This window comes from Rhodococcus sp. 27YEA15, from assembly GCF_049739425.1.
Classification (GTDB): Bacteria; Actinomycetota; Actinomycetes; order Mycobacteriales; family Mycobacteriaceae; genus Rhodococcus_F.
In genome coordinates, this window is sequence record NZ_JBMHHW010000001.1 from 2,149,912 (window position 1) to 2,169,103 (window position 19,192).

9 protein-coding genes are annotated in these 19,192 nt (G+C 65.6%); all 9 read left to right on the top strand.

What is annotated here, in order from left to right; genetic code table 11:
* Position 1: 1 nt before the first annotated feature.
* The 9 genes from ppc (at position 2) to ABH922_RS10020 (ending at position 19,176) form a co-directional block, all read left to right on the top strand.
* Positions 2 to 2,776: a phosphoenolpyruvate carboxylase gene (gene ppc, locus ABH922_RS09980; RefSeq protein ID WP_424806770.1), complete on the top strand. Its 2,775-nt coding sequence runs from the start codon at positions 2 to 4 to the stop codon at positions 2,774 to 2,776.
* Positions 2,777 to 3,612: 836 nt separating this feature from the next.
* Positions 3,613 to 4,071: a helix-turn-helix transcriptional regulator gene (locus tag ABH922_RS09985; protein ID WP_424806771.1), complete on the top strand. Its 459-nt coding sequence runs from the start codon at positions 3,613 to 3,615 to the stop codon at positions 4,069 to 4,071.
* Positions 4,068 to 4,478: a VOC family protein gene (locus ABH922_RS09990; protein ID WP_424806772.1), complete on the top strand. Its 411-nt coding sequence runs from the start codon at positions 4,068 to 4,070 to the stop codon at positions 4,476 to 4,478. The genes ABH922_RS09985 and ABH922_RS09990 overlap by 4 nt, the downstream gene beginning before the upstream one ends.
* Before the next feature lie 60 nt (positions 4,479 to 4,538).
* Positions 4,539 to 6,947 (top strand): ATP-binding cassette domain-containing protein, encoded by a 2,409-nt coding sequence (locus ABH922_RS09995; protein WP_424806773.1) that lies wholly within the window; start codon positions 4,539 to 4,541, stop codon positions 6,945 to 6,947.
* A gap of 182 nt (positions 6,948 to 7,129) precedes the next feature.
* A complete protein-coding gene (locus tag ABH922_RS10000; RefSeq protein ID WP_424806774.1) occupies positions 7,130 to 8,077 on the top strand; it encodes a DUF4132 domain-containing protein in 948 nt (315 codons plus the stop codon).
* On the top strand, positions 8,074 to 12,843 hold the full coding sequence (locus tag ABH922_RS10005) for a hypothetical protein (RefSeq protein WP_424806775.1): 4,770 nt from the start codon (positions 8,074 to 8,076) through the stop codon (positions 12,841 to 12,843). The genes ABH922_RS10000 and ABH922_RS10005 overlap by 4 nt, the downstream gene beginning before the upstream one ends.
* Positions 12,840 to 13,985, top strand: coding sequence for an ATP-binding protein (locus ABH922_RS10010; RefSeq protein ID WP_424806776.1), 1,146 nt, complete (start codon positions 12,840 to 12,842; stop codon positions 13,983 to 13,985). Before ABH922_RS10005 ends, ABH922_RS10010 begins: the two co-directional genes overlap by 4 nt.
* The gene (locus tag ABH922_RS10015; protein ID WP_424806777.1) at positions 13,982 to 17,437 is read left to right on the top strand and encodes a DUF5682 family protein; all 3,456 of its coding nucleotides are present in this window, start codon (positions 13,982 to 13,984) and stop codon (positions 17,435 to 17,437) included. Before ABH922_RS10010 ends, ABH922_RS10015 begins: the two co-directional genes overlap by 4 nt.
* Positions 17,413 to 19,176 (top strand): hypothetical protein, encoded by a 1,764-nt coding sequence (locus tag ABH922_RS10020; RefSeq protein WP_424806778.1) that lies wholly within the window; start codon positions 17,413 to 17,415, stop codon positions 19,174 to 19,176. The genes ABH922_RS10015 and ABH922_RS10020 overlap by 25 nt, the downstream gene beginning before the upstream one ends.
* The last annotated feature ends 16 nt before the right edge of the window (positions 19,177 to 19,192 follow it).

Genomic DNA, 19,192 nt, shown 5'->3' on the forward strand with positions numbered 1-19,192 from the left:
AATGACCGAAATTGTCTCTGTTCGAGAAACACCGCGTGAAGCCACCGAGCCGCTGCGTGAGGATATTCGGCTTCTCGGGGGAATTCTCGGACAGATAGTTCGAGAACAGTCCGGTGATCACGTGTTCGAGCTCGTCGAGCGGGCCCGGGTCGAGTCCTTTCGGGTCCGCCGGTCCGAGATCGACCGCGCCGAGCTGATCTCGCTGTTCGCCGGGATCTCCACCGACGACGCCATCCCCGTCATCCGCGCCTTCAGCCACTTCGCTCTCCTGGCGAACCTCGCCGAGGACATCCATCGCGAGCGCCGCCGGGCCATCCATCTGGGTGCCGGTGAACCGCCTCGGGACAGTACCTTGGCAGCCACCTATACCAAACTCGATGCGGCATCGCTTGATTCCGATATCGTCGCACAGGCGTTGCAGGGGGCACTCGTCTCACCTGTCATCACCGCTCATCCGACGGAGACCCGCCGCCGCACCGTCTTCGAGACACAGACGCGCATCACCGAGCTGATGCGCTATCGCGAGCGCACCGCTCTGACGCCCGACGAAACTGCGGACGTCGATCTGCAATTGCGTCGGCAAATTCTCACGCTCTGGCAGACCGCGCTGATCCGACTGTCCCGCTTGAGAATTCAGGACGAAATCGAGGTGGGTCTGCGGTACTACGATGCGGCCCTGTTCGAGGTGATTCCGACTATCAACGCTCAGGTTCGCAAAGCCCTGCGTGGGCGCTGGCCCGAAGCGGATCTGCTGCCCGAACCGATCCTGCGTCCGGGCTCGTGGATCGGCGGCGACCGCGACGGCAATCCGTACGTCACCGGGGAGATCGTGACGCGAGCGACGACGCGGGCTGCCGCTACGGCACTCGGCCACCATCTGGCCGAACTCGAGCATCTCGAGCGTGAATTGTCGATGTCTGCGCGGCTGGTGGCGGTCACACCCGAATTGGATCTGTTGGCGTCGCTCTCCGGCGACAATTCGGCGTTTCGTGCCGACGAACCGTACCGGCGTGCGGTACGCGGAATCCGAGGCCGTCTCACCGCGACCGCACTGGCCGTACTGGGCGAGTTGCCCCCGCATGCCCTCGACGTCGGACTCGAGGCGTACTCGGAACCCGGCCAACTGCAGCACGATCTGTCGACCATCGACACCTCGCTACGTCGCTACGGTGACGAGACGATTGCCGACGACCGGTTGGATCGGCTTCGAGAATCGGTGGAGGTGTTCGGATTCCACCTGTCCGGGCTGGATATGCGCCAGAACTCCGAGGTTCACGAGACGGTTGTGGCCGAACTGCTGGCGTGGGCCGGGGTGCACCCGGACTACACGTCGCTGTCGGAGGCGGACCGGGTCGAGTTACTGTCGGCCGAACTGGTCACCCGCCGCCCGTTGACGACACCGGACGCCGAGTTCTCGGAGCTGACCACCAAGGAACTGGCGATCCTGCATGCCGGTGCCCGCGCGGTTCGACTTCTCGGGGCGGCAGCAGTACCCAACTACATCATCAGCATGTGTACCTCCGTCAGCGACATGCTCGAGGCCGCCGTCCTACTCAAGGAGGTCGGCGTCTTCGATCCGGGAATCGGCGGCCAACCGTCGTCACCGATCGGGATCGTGCCGCTGTTCGAAACCATCGAGGATCTTCAAGGCGGAGCGAAGACACTGCTCGCCACCCTCGCCGTCCCGGTGTATCGGGCTGTCGTCGCAGCCCGCGGTGACAGCCAGGAAGTCATGCTCGGATACTCCGACTCCAACAAGGACGGCGGGTACCTCGCCGCCAACTGGGCGCTCTACCGCGCCGAGCTGGAACTGGTCGAAGCGGCACGTACCAGCGGAATCCGATTGCGCCTCTTCCACGGGCGCGGCGGCACCGTCGGACGCGGCGGCGGACCCAGCTACGAGGCGATCCTCGCGCAGCCGCCTGGCGCCGTCGCCGGTTCGCTGCGGATCACCGAGCAGGGCGAGGTGATCGCCGCCAAGTACGCCGAACCGCGCCTGGCGCACCGAAACCTCGAGACGTTGATCGCGGCGACCATCGAGTCCACACTGCTCGATGTCGAAGGGCTCGGTGACGACGCCGAGGCCGCCTACGCCGTCTTGGACGACCTGGCCGCCCTGGCCCGGACCGCATACAGCGAACTAGTCCACGACACACCGGGATTCGTGCAGTACTTCGAGGCATCGACACCCGTTGCGGAGATCGGGGCTCTCAACATCGGTAGCCGTCCGGCGTCCCGCAAACAGACCAAGGCCATCTCCGACCTACGTGCCATTCCGTGGGTGCTCTCGTGGAGCCAGTCGCGGGTGATGCTGCCAGGCTGGTACGGCACGGGAGCCGCCTTCGAGCGGTGGATCGACGGCGACGCCGACCGCCTCGCGACACTGACGCGACTGTACGAGAAGTGGCCGTTCTTCCGCACGGTGCTCTCCAACATGGCGATGGTGATGTCGAAGTCCGATCTGGGATTGGCGGCGCGGTACGCCGAACTGGTTCCCGACGTCGAATTGCGCGAGCGTGTTTTCGGAATGATCTCCAACGAACACGAGCGGACCGTGCGAATGTACAAGGCCATCACCGGTTTCGACGATCTGTTCGCCGACAACTCCGGCCTCGAGCGTTCGGTCCACAACCGTTTCCCCTACCTCGAACCGCTCAATCATCTACAGGTCGAACTTCTCCGTCGTTACCGTTCCGGAGACGAGGATGACCAGGTGCGGCGCGGAATCCAGTTGACGATGAACGGCCTGGCCACCGCACTGCGCAACAGCGGCTAGGTGCCGGTGTCCGTCAGATCGGTAGCGGTACCCCGCTGCTGGTCCGACGGACGGGTGCCCGGACCTCAGTTCTCGACGTGCGTGACTGCTCGTCCGGGGAGTTCACCGCGACTACCTACTGAACGCAATCAGACCGGTTCGAATCTCCGATGGATGTGAAGCCCGCGTGCGATAGGTGGACCCGCGCACTCGTCCCGCTACCGCCATCACCCGATGGCGAGGAAAATTGGACGGCACGAGATTTCGAGACGCACATCTGCAGTTGTGCGGATGTGCGAGCTGAATCTTTCCTTCCGGCGTCATTGCTGGTGTACCGCACTGTGCTGACGTGGTGGGCGGTGTGGGTCAGGTGGCCCGGAACGTGCGTGCCGCAATGGTGTCCTTCTTGTTGTTCTGGACGTTGTGAAAGGCGGTGGCCGCTCACCTCTCGGCGGGAGGGCGGCCACCGCGCCCGCGTGTGCAGGTGCAGGGTCGGAAGGTCCGGTTCTACGACCCGGATACGCCGAGATGGCCGGCCGGGCACGCAGCGGACCACGAACGTAAGCGCCGCAAAGAAACATAACGTACGTTCACCCCGAAACGGACGATGCCCGCCAGTGCCGACACGGCAGACGAGACAGTGATGCCGGTCGGCATCGTGAGTTACCCGATGCTCAGGTGTCTTGGCTGCTGTACCGCTGGACTGTTCCTGTCTCCGGATACTTCGTCCTCGTCCTACATGCCGTGCGTCAGGGCGGTCAGGCACAGAGCAACGACGACAAGCCGTCGGCGGCGACCGAGCATCCGCCATCGGCCCCGGATGGCCAAGGCCGGCCGGGAATGGCACCATCTCCCAGGTGACCCGTGCACCTGCCACCGAGGAACGGCTACGCGAACTTGCGGTGCTGCGGCGCGTGCGAGATCGTATCGACCGCGAATACGCGAAACCGCTCGACGTCGAGGCGCTCGCCCGTCATGCGCACATGTCGGCCGGTCATTTCAGCCGCAAGTTCCGTCTCGCCTACGGCGAATCACCGTACGGCTATCTGATGACGCGGCGTATCGAACGCGCGATGGCGCTGCTGCGCCGCGGTGACTTGAGTGTCACCGAAGTCTGTTTCGCAGTTGGTGGCTCGTCGCTCGGGACGTTCAGCAGCAAGTTCACCGACCTCGTCGGAATGCCGCCCGGTCGCTATCGCGCGGAGATGGCGGGTACGACGGCGGGGATGCCGTCGTGTGTGGCCAAGCAGGTGACCACACCGATCAGGAATCGAGAAGCGCCTGCCACCGCATCGGCACTAGCCTCGAAAACATGACACTCACCATTGCCTCGACCTTCCTTCCGCACACCGACCCGGACGCCTCCGTGGCGTTCTACCGTGACTCGCTCGGCTTCGAGGTTCGAGCCGATGTCGGCTACGGCGACAACCGTTGGATCACCGTCGGCCCTGTCGACCAGCCGGGTACCTCCATCGTTCTGGAACCTCCGTACGCCGGTCCGGGCGTCACCGACGACGAGCGTGGCACGGTCACCGAGATGATGGCCAAAGGCACTTTCGCCCGAGTTATCCTGGCGACCGACAACCTCGACGCCACTTTCGAACGAGTGCAGGCCACGGGCGCCGAGGTGGTGCAGGAGCCGACCGAGCAGCCGTACGGGGTGCGTGACGCCGCGTTCCGTGACCCGGCGGGCAACCTGATCCGGATCAACGAGGTCAAGTGAGCTGGTCGGCTACAGTTTTCGAGCTACACCAGTGACCGACCGACACGAGATGGGGACGCGATGAGCACGGGCACGAGGGCCGGATCCAAGCGAGCTGCAACGAAGTCCACTCCGGCCGGGCACGTGGCCGACACCCACGATCTGATCCGGGTTCAGGGCGCGCGGGTGAACAACCTGCAGGACATCAGCGTCGAAATCCCGAAGCGCCGGCTGACGGTGTTCACCGGCGTATCCGGATCGGGCAAGAGTTCACTGGTGTTCAGCACCATTGCCGCCGAGTCGCAGCGCATGATCAACGAGACGTACAGTACGTTCGTTCAGGGTTTCATGCCGGCACTGGCGCGGCCCGACGTGGACGTCCTGGATGGTCTGACCACGGCGATCATCGTCGATCAGCAGCGGATGGGGGCCGACCCGCGTTCGACCGTGGGCACGGCTACCGATGCCAACGCGATGCTGCGCATACTGTTCAGCCGGCTCGGAAAGCCGTATGTGGGTTCACCACAGGCTTTTTCGTTCAACGTCGCCTCCATGTCCGGTGCAGGTGCCGTCACGGTCGAGAAGGCGGGCCGCCAGACGAAAGAGCGCCGCAGCTTCAGCGTCACCGGCGGTATGTGTCCACGGTGCGAGGGCAGGGGAGCGGTCAGCGACATCGATCTGACCGCGCTCTACGACGAGAACAAGTCACTCGACGAGGGTGCCTTGACGATTCCGGGCTACAGCATGGAGGGCTGGTACGGCCGCATCTACCGTGGCTGTGGTTATTTCGATCCGAACAAACCGATCCGAAAGTTCACGAAGAAGGAACTCGACGATCTGCTGTACCGGGAGCCGACCAAGATCAAGGTCGAAGGCATCAATCTGACGTATTCGGGGTTGATCCCGCAGATCCAGAAGTCGTTCCTGTCCAAAGACGTGGACGCATTGCAGCCGCACATCCGGGCGTTCGTGGACAGAGCAGTCACATTCACCGTCTGCCCCGAGTGCGAGGGTACCCGGCTCAGTGCGGCAGCGAGGTCGTCGAAGATCAAGGGCGTCAGCATCGCCGACGCCTGCTCGATGCAGATCAGTGACCTCGCGGTATGGGTTGCGGGGTTGAGGGAACCGTCGATGGCGCCGCTGCTGACCACCCTGAGCGAGACCCTCGACTCGTTCGTGGAGATCGGTCTCGGATACCTGAGCCTGGACCGGCCGTCGGGAACACTGTCGGGTGGTGAAGCACAGCGGACCAAGATGATTCGTCACCTGGGATCGTCGCTGACCGACGTCACCTACGTCTTCGACGAGCCGACGACCGGGCTGCATCCGCACGACATCGCGAACATGAACGATCTGTTGCTGCGACTGCGAGACAAGGGCAATACCGTGCTCGTCGTCGAACACAAGCCGGAGACCATCGTGATCGCCGATCACATCGTCGACCTCGGTCCCGGCGCCGGGAGCGGCGGCGGAAGCGTCTGCTTCGAGGGCACCGTCGACGGACTGCGGGAGAGCGACACCATCACCGGACGCCACTTCGACGACCGCGCCGCGATCAAGGATTCGGTACGCATCTCCACCGATGCACTCGAAATTCGGGGCGCGAACTCACACAACCTGAAGGACGTCGACGTCGACGTGCCACTCGGGGTGCTGGTCGTGGTGACGGGGGTGGCCGGTTCGGGCAAGAGTTCACTCATCCACGGCTCGCTGGTCGGCCGCGAGGACGTGGTGTCCGTCGACCAGGGTGCCATCCGGGGATCACGGCGAAGCAATCCGGCGACGTACACCGGTCTGCTCGAGCCGATCCGCAAGGCGTTCGCGAAGGTCAACGGCGTCAAGCCCGCGTTGTTCAGCTCCAACTCCGAGGGCGCGTGCCCGACCTGTAACGGCAACGGAGTCATCTACAGCGATCTGGCGATCATGGCCGGGGTCGCGACCGTGTGCGAGGAGTGCGAAGGTAAACGGTTCCAATCCGATGTCCTCGAATACAAGCTGGGAGACAAGGACATCAGCGAGGTTCTGGCGATGTCCGTCGCCGAGGCCGAGGCGTTCTTCTCCGACGGCGAGTCGAAAATCCTTCCGGCGCACAAGATTCTCGTGCGCCTGGTCGACGTGGGTCTCGGATATCTCAAGATCGGGCAGCCGTTGACGACGCTGTCCGGTGGTGAGCGTCAGCGCCTCAAGCTCGCCACGCACATGGGCGACAAGGGCGGGGTGTACGTCCTGGACGAGCCGACCACCGGTTTGCATCTCGCCGACGTCGACCAGTTGCTCGGTCTGCTCGATCGTCTGGTCGACTCGGGTAAATCGGTGATCGTCATCGAGCACCATCAGGCGGTGATGGCGCACGCGGACTGGATCATCGATCTGGGCCCCGGTGCCGGTCACGACGGTGGCCGGGTCGTGTTCGAAGGCACGCCCGCCGATCTCGTTGCTGACCGCTCCACCCTCACCGGCGAACATCTCGCGGCCTACGTCAGCGCCTGACAAGGTCGGGGCCGCAGGCCCCGGCCGGGATCGTCACCGCGTTCCGGCCGGCGGAGCGCCGTCCCGAGCAGCTCTGCGTCCACACACAGCCCCACACCTCTCGCCCGGCGGGACTGGGCCACTTGGTCGTAGCCCTCTGCAATAATCCATCCCGAGAATTAGCTGATGAGTTGCACTTCCGAATGTTTGCGGTTGTTGCGTTCGTCTACGGGAGGAACAGCGAATTGGCAGAGCAGGCGTTGGTCGACAGTGAGCCGAGTGAAGTCGGGTCTGCGACATGGACACCGATCGCCGGGCACGCCGGCTACGAGTGCACGGTGATCGACGGCCGGATCGCTGTCCGGAACAAGGGCAAAGTACTGCGGTCGGTGCCCTCGCGGGTCAAGGAGTCCAGCGAGGTGCTCGACCTCGGCAGGTTACTCGACTGGCTCGAAGTGCACCGGCGTGAATGCCGAGCCGACATCGAGGCATGGGTCGGTCGATCCGCGAGAATTCCCGAGGCCGTCCTACTCGGAATCTGGTCGGATTCGGCATGGTCGGAACTCCTCCGCGATCTTGTCGTCGTGGCAGAAGACGGAACCAACGGCCTCCTTCGCGGCGTCGATCCGGAATCAGGGATCGGAATCGTCACTCTCGACGGCGAATCGGTGTGGGCAAGCTCCCCGCACTGGAACATTCCGCACCCGGTCCTGATCGAGGATCTGCCGGACTACCGTGAGCTGGCCTCGCAGCTGAACATCGAACAGCAGATCGCCCAACTGTTCCGGGAGACCTACATCCGTGACGCGGCGGTGCATCCGGATACTTCGACGCAGATCGACGACTACAGCGACGCCCGCTTCGAGGAGCTGCGATTCGCCACCGGAAGATCCGGTTCCGGCGGGTATGCGGTACGCGGCGGATACGCCTGTCTCACGGTTCGCGAGCGGAGTCGGGATCTGCAAGCGCGGTTCTGGATCGGCTCGGACGCCCCGGATTCCGAGACCTGGACCGGTGATCTGTGCTGGGTTGACGAGAAGGAGCGCGTTCTGGCTCTGGCCGACGTGGGCCCGGTCGCTTACTCGGAAGGTGTCCGCATGGCCGCGTACATCTACGCGGGCCGCACCATCAGCGAGGAGAACGGTCGGTGACCACCGAATTCTGGACCGTCGCCGCGGATACGGCAGGTGCCGACGAGCTGACCGTGAGGACGTACGGTCACGGCGCTCTCGGTGATCGCCGGGTGGTTCGCCTGGTGCCCGGGAATGTCGGGGAGGCCGAGGATCTGGCGTTGGACTACCTCGGGTTCGAGACGCCGCAGGTGATCGCTGCAGGCGCGACCGCCAAGCGCACCATCGGCTTTCCGGCCTGGACCTTGGTGTACGACAGGCCGAACGCGGCCTATGCGCTGTCGATGGTCAAGGAATTCACGCGCCTTCGCGCTCTGGCCGGCAAGCGTGCCGGGTTCGCCCGTGACGGGTTCGTCGAATTGTCCACGAGGATCGCCGACCGCGCGCCCCGGACGCTGCCGACGTTCTTCGAGGAGGCGGGCCGCGCATTCGTCGAGGCCGGAAATCCGTCGTTCGCGGCGGGCATGTTCGGCAAGGCGAGAGCAGCGGAGGGGATCTACGCGCTCGAGGTGGACGAGGAGCGACTGCGAGAGGTGTTCCTCGAATTCGCTTTTGCGGGTGCGCTGACCGGTAAGTCGATGACCGACTACTCCAAGGCCCTGGCGACACGCAACTCCGCCGAAGTCGCTTACCTTCTCTTTCGACAGTTGTGCGTTCGCAGAACTGCGGGAGGGTTGGTTCCGTACGCCGGACTCGTCGCAGACCTGCGCAAACTCGGCAAGTCGGCAGGAGTCGGCGCGGACGAGGTGGACTCGATCCTGGTGGAGTTGATCGAGTACCCGGCCCTGGGACAGGCACCTGCAGCCTTCTGGAGGTCGGCGCGAACGGCCGTGGGGAAACTGGCACGCGACAACCCGTCCGTTTGTCGCCGGATGCTCGAGATCATGCCACAGGAGACCTACACCGCGACGTTCGCGGAAGAATGGCTCTCGCTGCTGGCCGACGCCGGATCGCTCGAGCTACTCCGGGACGCGGAGTCCGGCTTTCCCTCCGACGGCGCGGCGGGCTGGCTCAACCGCTACGTGCGCTTGCGCGCCGGAAACTACCGAGCGCGCTCGGCCACGCTCTTGGATCTCGTCGGTCAACTCGCGCCCAGACTGAGAGCGGAGAACACGCCGATCGAGGTGTCGGGCCGGTGGCAGGTCACCGAACTCGATCTCCTCGACCTGGCGATCGCCGAAGACATCCCCGTCGTCGTGTCCGCAGACAGCGATCGCTGTGCTCTCAGCGCGTGGATCGCCGACGACCAGCCCGGACGTCGCCACCTCACGGCATTGCAGACTTCGCGGTATTCGACCATCCTGCGCAGCGGCCTGGACGAGATGTTCGGGGGCATCGGTGACGGCACACCCGCCGAAGCCGCCGTTCGCGACAAGCCGCTGGTCGAGATCGCACTGAGCGTGGACGGTTTACGCGACGAGGCAGTGTCCTGGTTGCGGGATCTGCTCGCCGACGCAGTCGGCGGCGGCATCCCGCAACTGTCGCACTTCGTGAACCATTTCGCCGCACTCAACAGCATGGCATTGCACCGTGAGGCGCAGTTCGTCGAGGAATTCACCAATCTGACCGGTAGTCGAGAACTGTCGGCCGCATCGGCGCTCACGCGCAGCCTTCGTATCGGTCTTTTCGCCGAGATGGGTTGGCCTGCATTCGAACACGCTGTCGCCGGACTTCTTCCCGATATGCAGCGCCGCACCAGCAACAGTGACGATCGCAGCGTCGACATTCGAGCGAGTTGGCCCCATGTCGTCTTGTCCAACGGCAGTGAGGCCGTGGTGGTCGGCGCCACCGCAGAAGTGGCACGGCACACCTTCGCCGTACCGAGTGCGTTCGCGCCGTCGAGTTGGTCCACACCGTCGGCGGTATGGGTCGACGGCGAGTTCCTCGTGCGCTGGTACTCGGCGGGAGGCGGGTACAAGGGCTATTGGTCATCGCGCCCGCACGAGGTGTTCGACCTCGCTGACGGCGCGTGGCAGTGGCGTGGGCACGATGTTCAGCTGCCGCTCCCCGGTGGCGGTATCACCACAGCAGGCAAGCCCTTCCATGCCGGGGAGAAACGCAGCTACGACACCAAAGCCGTGGCGGGTGACGGAACCGACTACTGGATACTGCACGCGGCCGACCGGACTCTCGGTTGGTACGAATTCGATCCGACACTCGGTACCGTCGGGCGTGCCGCATCGCCTCCGTTCTTCACCGCCGGCCTCGAATCCGAAGACGAACTCGACGTGCTGCGTTCGTTTCAGTTGCCTCTCGATGCACCGAGGTCTCCGCTCGGAGTGTCGTCCGGGACGGTAGGGCTACGAGTGTCCTCGCGTGGTGGACAGGTCACCGCCGTTCGCGTCGACGGCAAGTCCGCGACCGTCACCCGCAGTCCTGCCTGCTGGGAGGTGGATGGCCAAGTAGCCGTTGTGGACTGGCCGGGCAGCGACACCGTTCTGCAGGTCGTCGACGGTGGTGCCGGCTGGATGCTGACCACCGCCGACGGCGCCGTGATCAGCGACAGATACCGAAATCCGGTGTCGCATCAGATCGCTGACAGGTTTAAGCTACCGCCGACGCTCTGGTGGAACTACCTCGAGCCGCGAGACCTCGCCGGTTCGGCAGCGCTGCGCACCTTCACGATCGAGCGGGCCGTCGCCCTTCTCGACGCGGTGTCCGCGGCGCCCACATCGGAAGACGCTCTGTCCGCTGTCGGGAAGGAGTGTCCTGAAATTACTGCGCCGCAACTGGTTCGAAAAATCCTCGAGGCCGTTCGTGAAGCGGAACGGAATGCGGAATGCCTCGAAGTGCTGAGTGCACCCCCGACGCGACGCGACGACGACCTTCCTTCCGACGACGCACTCACCGCACTCGCCCGCCCCTTCGAAGCACACCGCTACCACTACTACTACGGCGGAAACAACACCGCGAAGACGGTCAGGTGGGCAGATCAGGCCGGGCGCGCACTGGCCCTGCTCGCCGAGGGCATCGCCGCCGCTGACGGTGAGCTGACGTCGGGGGGCGCGGACTGGCTACGCCCGCTGCAATGGTGGCCGGCGCTGACGGTGTCCGCTCTCTCACCGGCGGCTGATCCGGCCGCACGTCTCGCCCTGGCCGGGCTTCTCGAATTTGCCGTCGACCGAGGGCTCTTCGATCCGGAGCAGCGCTGGTACGCAGTGTCGCGGATCGGTGAATGGAACGAGCCGACCGGTATCGAAGTCCGGGACGGGACCCCGGTGGCGATGCTCCGATCCGGCGGCCGCTACGACCACCCGCGAACCGGTGGTCTGCTCTCACTTCGGTCCGGTCTCGCCCTACCCGCAGTCTTCGACGAATCACGTGCACTCACCAGGTACGGTGACGCCGAACGTGTTCGAGCGGCAGTGGAGGTGCTGCGCGGGGCCGCCTGCGTGCCGTGGCAACCCGACCGAGTCGACGAGCTGGCCGCGCGGACCGGGCTCGGGCGTGCCGAGTCCGCACTGGTCCTGCTCGGGTTCGCGACGTTCGGTACCCAGCAGTCGACCGCCGAACTCAAAGAGATACGGGCGCTGGTCGCTGTGTCGGCTGCAGAGTTCACGGCGGCGTCGAGAGCGCTCACGAACATCGACGCCGACCAGCGGGCCGAGATTCTCGGTGCTGCGCTACCCGCGGATCCACGACAACTCGTGACCGACGGCTACCTACTCGATGCCCTGGCTGCGCTGTGGTCCGACGTCGTCGGTGTTCGGCGGCAACTGCCGGATGCACTGCTCGTGGAATCGAACCGCGCTCTCCAACACGGTGATGCCGAGATGATCGGATCACTGCTCAACTCCGAATCGACCACCTGGTTGCACGGCGATTCGACAACTGATCTGTCCGACCCCCATGGCGTCCGTTCCGCGCGTGAACACTCCTTCTCCGGCGACCGACTTCCGTCCGTCCTCCGGGTGATGCGATGGTTGACCTATCAGTTGGACGGAGATTCACCACTGCGAGCGCATCTCGATCAGGCGCGGGAGTTGACGGCCCGGCGGTTGGCCGCTCCGGGGTTGCTGTGTCAGATCGGGTACGCCGAGGAACGCGGTGTCACCAAGTTGCTTCGAACGGTGTTCACGAGTCTGAGCCCCGGTGATCGGGTTCCCGAGCCGAAGCCGGCCACTGATCAGGTCTTCGACCTCGGTGTACTGGCAGTGGTCGTGAACCATGCGTCCGCGTCGCTGTGGGTTCGCCCGGCACGACTGGCCGATGCGCCTGCAGGTTTGGCGGACCTGCTCGCACCCTTCGAATCCGGGTGGACGACGTGCCTGCACGAGGTCGAGACAGTGCAGGCACTGTGCACGAGGGAGTCGGGGTTCGCCGACACCGGGTACATCGGTGAGGGCCGTGATCCCCGAAGGAGCGCAGCTGCCGTGGTGCAGGCAGTGGCGGACGAACATGGTCTTTCCGAGCAGGCGGCAACCTACTACCTCCAACTGGCGGCGCTACCGGATCCGACGGATGCCCACGTCAAAAGATGGAACGAGTGGAAACCGAAGGATCTGAGTTCCGCTCGCACCGAACTCGTAGCGTCCGGGTTGTGCGTCGAGGCCAAACGTGCCAGAGCCGGACGTTCGGTGTTTCTCCCTGGGGCATGGCTCGAGCTGCGCGCGCCGCGGATTCCGGTCGAGCAGAGCAAAGTTCATTTGTTCGGCTACGAGATCGGTGCTTCCCTGGGCGGTTCGGCATTGGTTCCGACGGCGTCGTTGCCGCAGCTCTTCGAGCAGGTATGGGCTGATCGGGGATCGAGTTCTCTTACGAAACAACCGAAATCAGGTGGACAATGACCACACCACCGACGGGTGTGCCCGAAAAGGATTTCGCCGAAGAACTCGAATTCCTCGCCGCCTACGACGACGGCCCACGGCCACCGGGTTGGGTGCTGACCCCACGTGCAGTGGTGACGTTCGTGTGCGGTTCGAGCGAGCCGTTGTCTCTGCCGGCCGGCGCGAAGCGCAAGGGTCTGACGCCGAGGATGGCCGTCAGCGGCAAGTTCGTCGGCGACCGCGCACTGATCGAGCGCTGCGTGGTCACCCTTGCCGGGGAGCGGGGGCTGATGTTGGTCGGCGAACCGGGAACGGCGAAGTCGATGCTCTCGGAACTACTGTCCGCCGCGATCTGCGGAACCAGCGCGCTGGTCGTGCAGGGCACGGCCGGAACCACCGAGGATCAACTGCGGTACGGCTGGAACTACGCGCTGCTGCTCGCGAAGGGGCCGACCCCCGAAGCGCTCGTCGCCTCGCCGGTGCTCACCGCGATGCGTACCGGAGCCGTCGCGCGGGTCGAGGAGATCACCAGGTGTCTCCCCGAAGTGCAGGACTCGTTGGTATCGGTACTGTCCGACCGGCGCATGTCCGTGCCGGAGTTGACCACCGAACATGCCCACACGATCGCCGCGCAACCGGGCTTCGCGGTGCTCGCCACCGCCAACCTCCGCGACCGTGGTGTCAACGAGATGTCCTCCGCGCTCAAGCGGCGCTTCAACTTCGAGGTGATCCCGCCCATCGCCGACGCGCAGGCCGAAACCGAGTTGGTGCGTCGGCAGGCGAGCGCAGCGGTCGCCAGGTCGGGGGCGCAGTTCAGCGTCGACGACGCCGTGCTCGACGCCCTGGTGACAGTGTTCCGCGACCTGCGTACCGGCCGCTCCGACGAGGGGTGGGCGGTGGAACGGCCGACGGCGGTGATGAGTACCGCCGAGGCAGTCGCGGTGGCGACCTCGATCGGATTGGCGCAGGCGTACCTGGCCAACAGTGCCGGTGACCCGCTCGAATATCTTCCGGGAAACCTGTTCGGAGTCGTCCACAAGGACGAGGCTGCGGATGCGGAACGGTTGATCGGTTACTGGGATTCGGCGGTGCGTCGGCGGGCCGAGGCCGGTCATCGGATGTGGCGGTCGCTGTGGGATCTGCGGGAGAAACTCGAGCGATGACCGGCGACGTCGTGCAGATACGCCGCGACATCTCAGAACAGGTAGCTGCGGTTGTCGCCTCGACGAGGCCCTATCTGATCGGTGTTCGGCACCATTCGCCGGTACTCGCCGCCGCCGTACCGGCCCTGCTCGACGGATTCGGCCCGCAGGTCGTCGTCGTGGAATTCCCCGCCGATTTCCAGTCCTGGATCGAGCATCTTGCCGATCCGCGACTGGTGACACCGGTGGCGCTGGCCGGCGTGCACGACGATCGCATCAGCTTCTACCCGTTCGCCGATTTCAGCCCGGAACTCGCCGCGATCCGGTGGGCGGCGGCGAGGAACATCCCGGTGATAGCCGGGGACCTGCCGCTGGCCTCACCCGCCCGAACCGGCAGCCCGGCAAGCGAATCCACCGGATCGAATCGAAGAATCGAAGCGCCGACCGGCCGGGCCGGGGACGACGCGTGGGATCGTCTCGTCGAAATCGGCGCCCCCGACTCGTCGCCGGAACAGATCCGAACCGCAGCGATCGCCTACGGCTGGGCGATCCGAGCGGCGACGCCACAGATCGGCCCTTCCGATCTCGCCCGCGAGAAGTACCTGCGTGACTGCATCGCAGGACGTACCGAAAGCCGGGTCGCCGCAGTGATCGGCGCATTTCACGCCCCGGCGCTGACGCACACTCGTGACGAGGGCACGCCCCACTCGGGCGTCGGCGAACCGGCGCCTGCAGGCGCGGTGACGACGTCCCTAGTTCCGTACACCTTCACGCTGCTCGACGACCGCTCCGGATATCCGGCCGGCATTCGCGATCCGCAATTCCAACAGGCGGTATGGCAGTCCGCCAACGACGTCGACGCGCTCGAGCGCTCGATCGCACGTCTGATCGTGGCAGTCTGCCGGGAGATCCGCCGCGACGGCGAACCGGCCGGGCCGGCCGAGGCGCGGGAGGCGATTCGCGTCGCCGGTGATCTCGCACGTCTGCGGAACCTGCCTGCACCGGGACGCGGCGAAGTGGTCGAGGCACTGCAAACAGTTCTGGCCGGCGGCGATGTCCTGGGGCGTGGACGGCTCGTCGCCGCTGCGATGGAACGGATCTTGATCGGAGACCGTCGCGGCGCGCTCGCCCCGGGCACCCCGGTGTCCGGACTCCTGCCCGCCGTGGACGACGAACTGCGAAGTCTGCGGCTGCCGAACTCGACGTCCCCGGAGCGCAAGGAGCGCCGCCTCGACCCGTTGCGTTCGGATTTGGACCGTCGGCGCACGGTAGCGCTGGCCAGACTGGCGGTACTGGGAATCCACTACGGCGACCGCATCGACGGGGGAGTAGGCGTCGGCGGGACCGACACCCTGACCATTCGAACGCAGATGCAGTGGACACCGGCCACCGAGGCCGGTCTTCATGCCGCGTCGACGGCTGGAGTGACTCTGGAATCGGCCGCGACCGGACGCCTTCAGATCAGCCGGGATCGAGAGATCCATTCCGGTGGGCCGACTCTCGGTGAATCGAGTGTCGGCTTGATGGAGGCCGCAGAATGCGCGATCGCGGAGTTGGTCGACCGTCGTATCGGAGACCTCGAACGGGCGCCGGTCGTTCAACTCGGAGATGTCGTGCACGCGCTGTCCGCACTCGGTCGGATTCGTGCAGGTATCGGCGGCGTCGACGTCGTAGGAGATCTCGACGACCGGGCGAGGCGGGTGGCCGGCCAACTGCGAGCTGCCGGGCTTCGAGCTTTGAGCGGGTACGCCAACTCGGTGGACGAAGACGATGTGTCCGCCGTGGTGGGTATCTGCCGAGCGGTCGACCGCGACGCGGATTCACGCCGACTGCGAGTAGTCCTGGACAATTTCCGCCGTCACGGATCTCCGATGATGGGTGCGGTGGCGGTGGCGACGTCGATGCTTCTCGAACACGTCGACGACGAGACCGGTGCCCGAATGGTGGGCAGTTGGTTCGACACCGCGCTCGACCTGCACGGGCGGGCGGCACTGCGGGCGCGACTACGCGGACTGCTGCGGGCATCGGGCCCGCTCCTCGAATCGGGCAGCGCAGTTCTCGTCGGTCTCTGCGAGCGCGTCGAGTGGCTTCCCGACAACGACTTCGTCGCCCGACTGCCCGCACTGCGTGGCGGCTTCGACGCACTCAGCCCGGCGGACAGATCACGCCTGTTGCACACGATCCGCCGTCGATATCCCGACGAGGCCGACCGCACGACGTCGATGGATCCGGCTGCGACGGCCGTCGCTGCCCGCGCGGATATCGCGGGTGCTGACGCGGCCCGCGCCATGGGTCTGGCAGTGCCGTCCACGGCAGGTTCCGTCCCGGACAGATCCACGGATCGATCCCACGCGAACACACCAGATTCTCGCCCGACGTCTGCGTTCGGGCCACTGGACCGGTGGCGGCTGATCCTCGGCGCCGGTCGGACGGCACTCCCACCCCGAGCGGTTGCCTACGCCGACGCCCTCGACCAGATGTACGGCCGCGGGCGCGGTGAAGGTTCAGGGCCGTCGATCGGGACCGACGATGCGCCGCCCACCCCGAACGTACGGGAACGGGCGCAGGAGCTTGCCGCGATGTTCGACGCCGACGTCTACGCAGAAGTGCTCTCCGAGATCGTGATTCGCGGAAACCCGGATGCGGCACAGCTGTTGGAATCCGCGACCGTCCGTCCGTCGGTGGAACTGTTGACCGCGATGTTGACCCTCGCCGGGGGCCTACCGGAATCACGGCTCGCACGCCTTCGACCGGTGGTCGCCACCGTCGTCGCCGAGCTGACCCGCGCGCTCGCCGGTCGCCTCCGCCCTGCGTTGAGCGGGATCAACGTAGGGCGGACCACGACCAGGCGCACCAACCGACTCGACCTACGAGCGACGACACGCGCGAACCTGCACACCGCACACGATCGTGGGGACGGAGTTCTGGTGCTCGCACCGCAACGAGCGCTGTTCCGAGCCCGGGCCGCACGAAGCGTCGACTGGCATCTGGTGGTCGTCACCGATGTTTCCGGTTCCATGGAGGCGTCAACCGTGTGGGCGGCATTGACCACGGCGATACTCACCGGGGTGCCGGCGCTGGACGTGCGGTTCTTGACATTTTCCACCGAAGTCGCCGACCTGACCGAACACGCCGGGGACCCGTTGTCGCTGCTGCTCGAGATCCAGGTCGGCGGCGGAACGAACATCGCGAAAGCACTTCGTGTCGTCCGGCAGAGCATCACCGTACCGTCGCGAACCCTTGTCGTCGTGGTGAGCGACTTCGAAGAGGGTGGGCCACTCGGATCGCTGTACGGCGAGGTCCGTGCCTTGATCGACTCGGGGGTCCGACTGTTGGGATGCGCAAGCCTCGACGAGAGCGGAAACGCCAGGTTCAGTGCCGACGTCGGTGGCGGTCTGGCAGCAGCAGGTATGCCGGTGGCGGCGCTGTCACCGGTGCGTCTGGCCGAGTGGATCGGGTCGAAGATCTCGTGACGGTTCCCCTGTCGCTACCCGAGATCGACGCCGGCGTCGTCGCAGTGGCGATCGACGAGCTGCCGACCCGGCTGCAGAAGAGAGTCGATGCGGTGATCGCCACCCGCAAGGACTGGGTGCTCGCCGCCTCGGACAGCGGGATTCGCGTGACCGTGGCCGGTGAGATCGTCGTGGACCTCGCCGTCACCGGTAACCTGGTCGACTCCGCGGTCTGTTCCTGCCTGTTGTCGCCGCGATGCGCGCACCGCGCTGCCGTTCTGAGCGCCTGCCCGCCCGTCGAGCTGGCTGTCACCGCTCACTCGGCCGTCGCCTCGGACGCGAGGCATATCACGATCTCGGCGGCCCACCGCGACGCAGCTCGACAATTGTGGAATGCCGCCGCGGTCGTCGTCGAAAATGGTTGCACAGCAACAGGTGCCACCGATCGTGCAATTCTGTTGCGGGCCGTTCACGCAGCGCGGGCCGTCGGTATGCACCGTGGTGCACGATCAGGATCCGAGCTCGCGGAACAGCTTCGACGATTCGGCGAACGGTCGGCGGAGTTCTCACTCGCAGGCCTGCACGAATCGGCCGTGGACACTCTGCTCGCAAGTTTTCTGGTGGCGACCAGGGAGACGTTGACCGGCGTCGAGATCGGCACGGCCAGGCGGATCTACGAACCGGTCGGCGGCCTGCAGTTGTCTGGCATCGTCTCCGAACCCGTCGCCACGGCCGGTGGTTATGCGGGCGTCGTGACCTGGATGGTCGATTCGAGTGGCGTGCGGTACTCGATGGGTGACGTGCAACCCGGCGGTGTCGAACGCTGTGTTCCGGATCTTCCGGTCGCACTGGTCGGTTCGGGAATCGATCATCAGGGCCTGGTCCGGCACGGCCTGACACTCAGTGGTGCCACCGTCACCGACAGCGGGCGATTGGGGCGGGGATCGCGGGTCGCCACAGTTCTGGGAGTAGTCGCGGATCGAGCGTGGTCCTCGGACGTGGTCGGGAAATTGTTCGACGTACCCGTCCGGGAGCAGCTGGCCGGTGCACTTGCCCACTCCGCCGACCACACCGGTCGACACGGCTTGATCTGCTGCACCGTCGAGGTATCCGGAGCCACGGAGCACACGGTCCGCGTGGTGTCGGACGGGTGGCCTCTGGATCTGACCGTACCGCCGGGTCTGTCCGCACTCGCCTATGCGCACAACCTTCGACAACTCGGGCGGGTGCCAGGCGCACAGCTGCGTCTGGTGGGGCGGGTCGCCGCTGACAGGCCAGGGCAGATCGTCGCCCTCGCCGTCAGTACAGGCGGGCATGGCACCAGCGGGAACGTTCGAAATCTGGCGTGGGATGCGATCACACACGCCGAGCTGACCGCGTCGGTGCGACCACCTGATTCACCGACGATCATGTCGGAAGCAGCAGCCGAGCGGCGCGGCCAGGCGGGTGAGCCCGGCGCTATTGCTGCGCCACTGGCGCGCGCGAGTGATCGGCTACATCAGGTGCTTCGGGGAGGCCGACGGATGGCGACAGGCGCGGCCTGTGTCCGCGATGCGGACGTCTTACGCGCCTCCGCGATGCCATACCTTGCCCAGGCGGTTTCCGAATTGTCGTCAGCGGCGCAGGCTCCCGATCGCGACGAATTCGGTCGCCGCGGTGCGGAGAACAGCGAGCGATTCTCCATAGCCTGGTTACGGGCCGCTGTGATGGTGACCGCAAGTCGAGACCACTCACTGCACGAGTCCTGGGGGATCCGATAGTGTCCGCCGCCGCCGG

Excerpts from the sequence above, each read along its gene's own strand:
- ppc (WP_424806770.1), top strand. The coding sequence starts at position 2 with ATGACCGAAATTGTCTCTGTTCGAGAAACACCGCGTGAAGCCACCGAG.
- ABH922_RS09990 (WP_424806772.1), top strand. The coding sequence starts at position 4,068 with ATGACACTCACCATTGCCTCGACCTTCCTTCCGCACACCGACCCGGAC.
- ABH922_RS09995 (WP_424806773.1), top strand. The coding sequence starts at position 4,539 with ATGAGCACGGGCACGAGGGCCGGATCCAAGCGAGCTGCAACGAAGTCC.
- ABH922_RS10000 (WP_424806774.1), top strand. The coding sequence starts at position 7,130 with ATGTTTGCGGTTGTTGCGTTCGTCTACGGGAGGAACAGCGAATTGGCA.
- ABH922_RS10010 (WP_424806776.1), top strand. The coding sequence starts at position 12,840 with ATGACCACACCACCGACGGGTGTGCCCGAAAAGGATTTCGCCGAAGAA.
- ABH922_RS10015 (WP_424806777.1), top strand. The coding sequence starts at position 13,982 with ATGACCGGCGACGTCGTGCAGATACGCCGCGACATCTCAGAACAGGTA.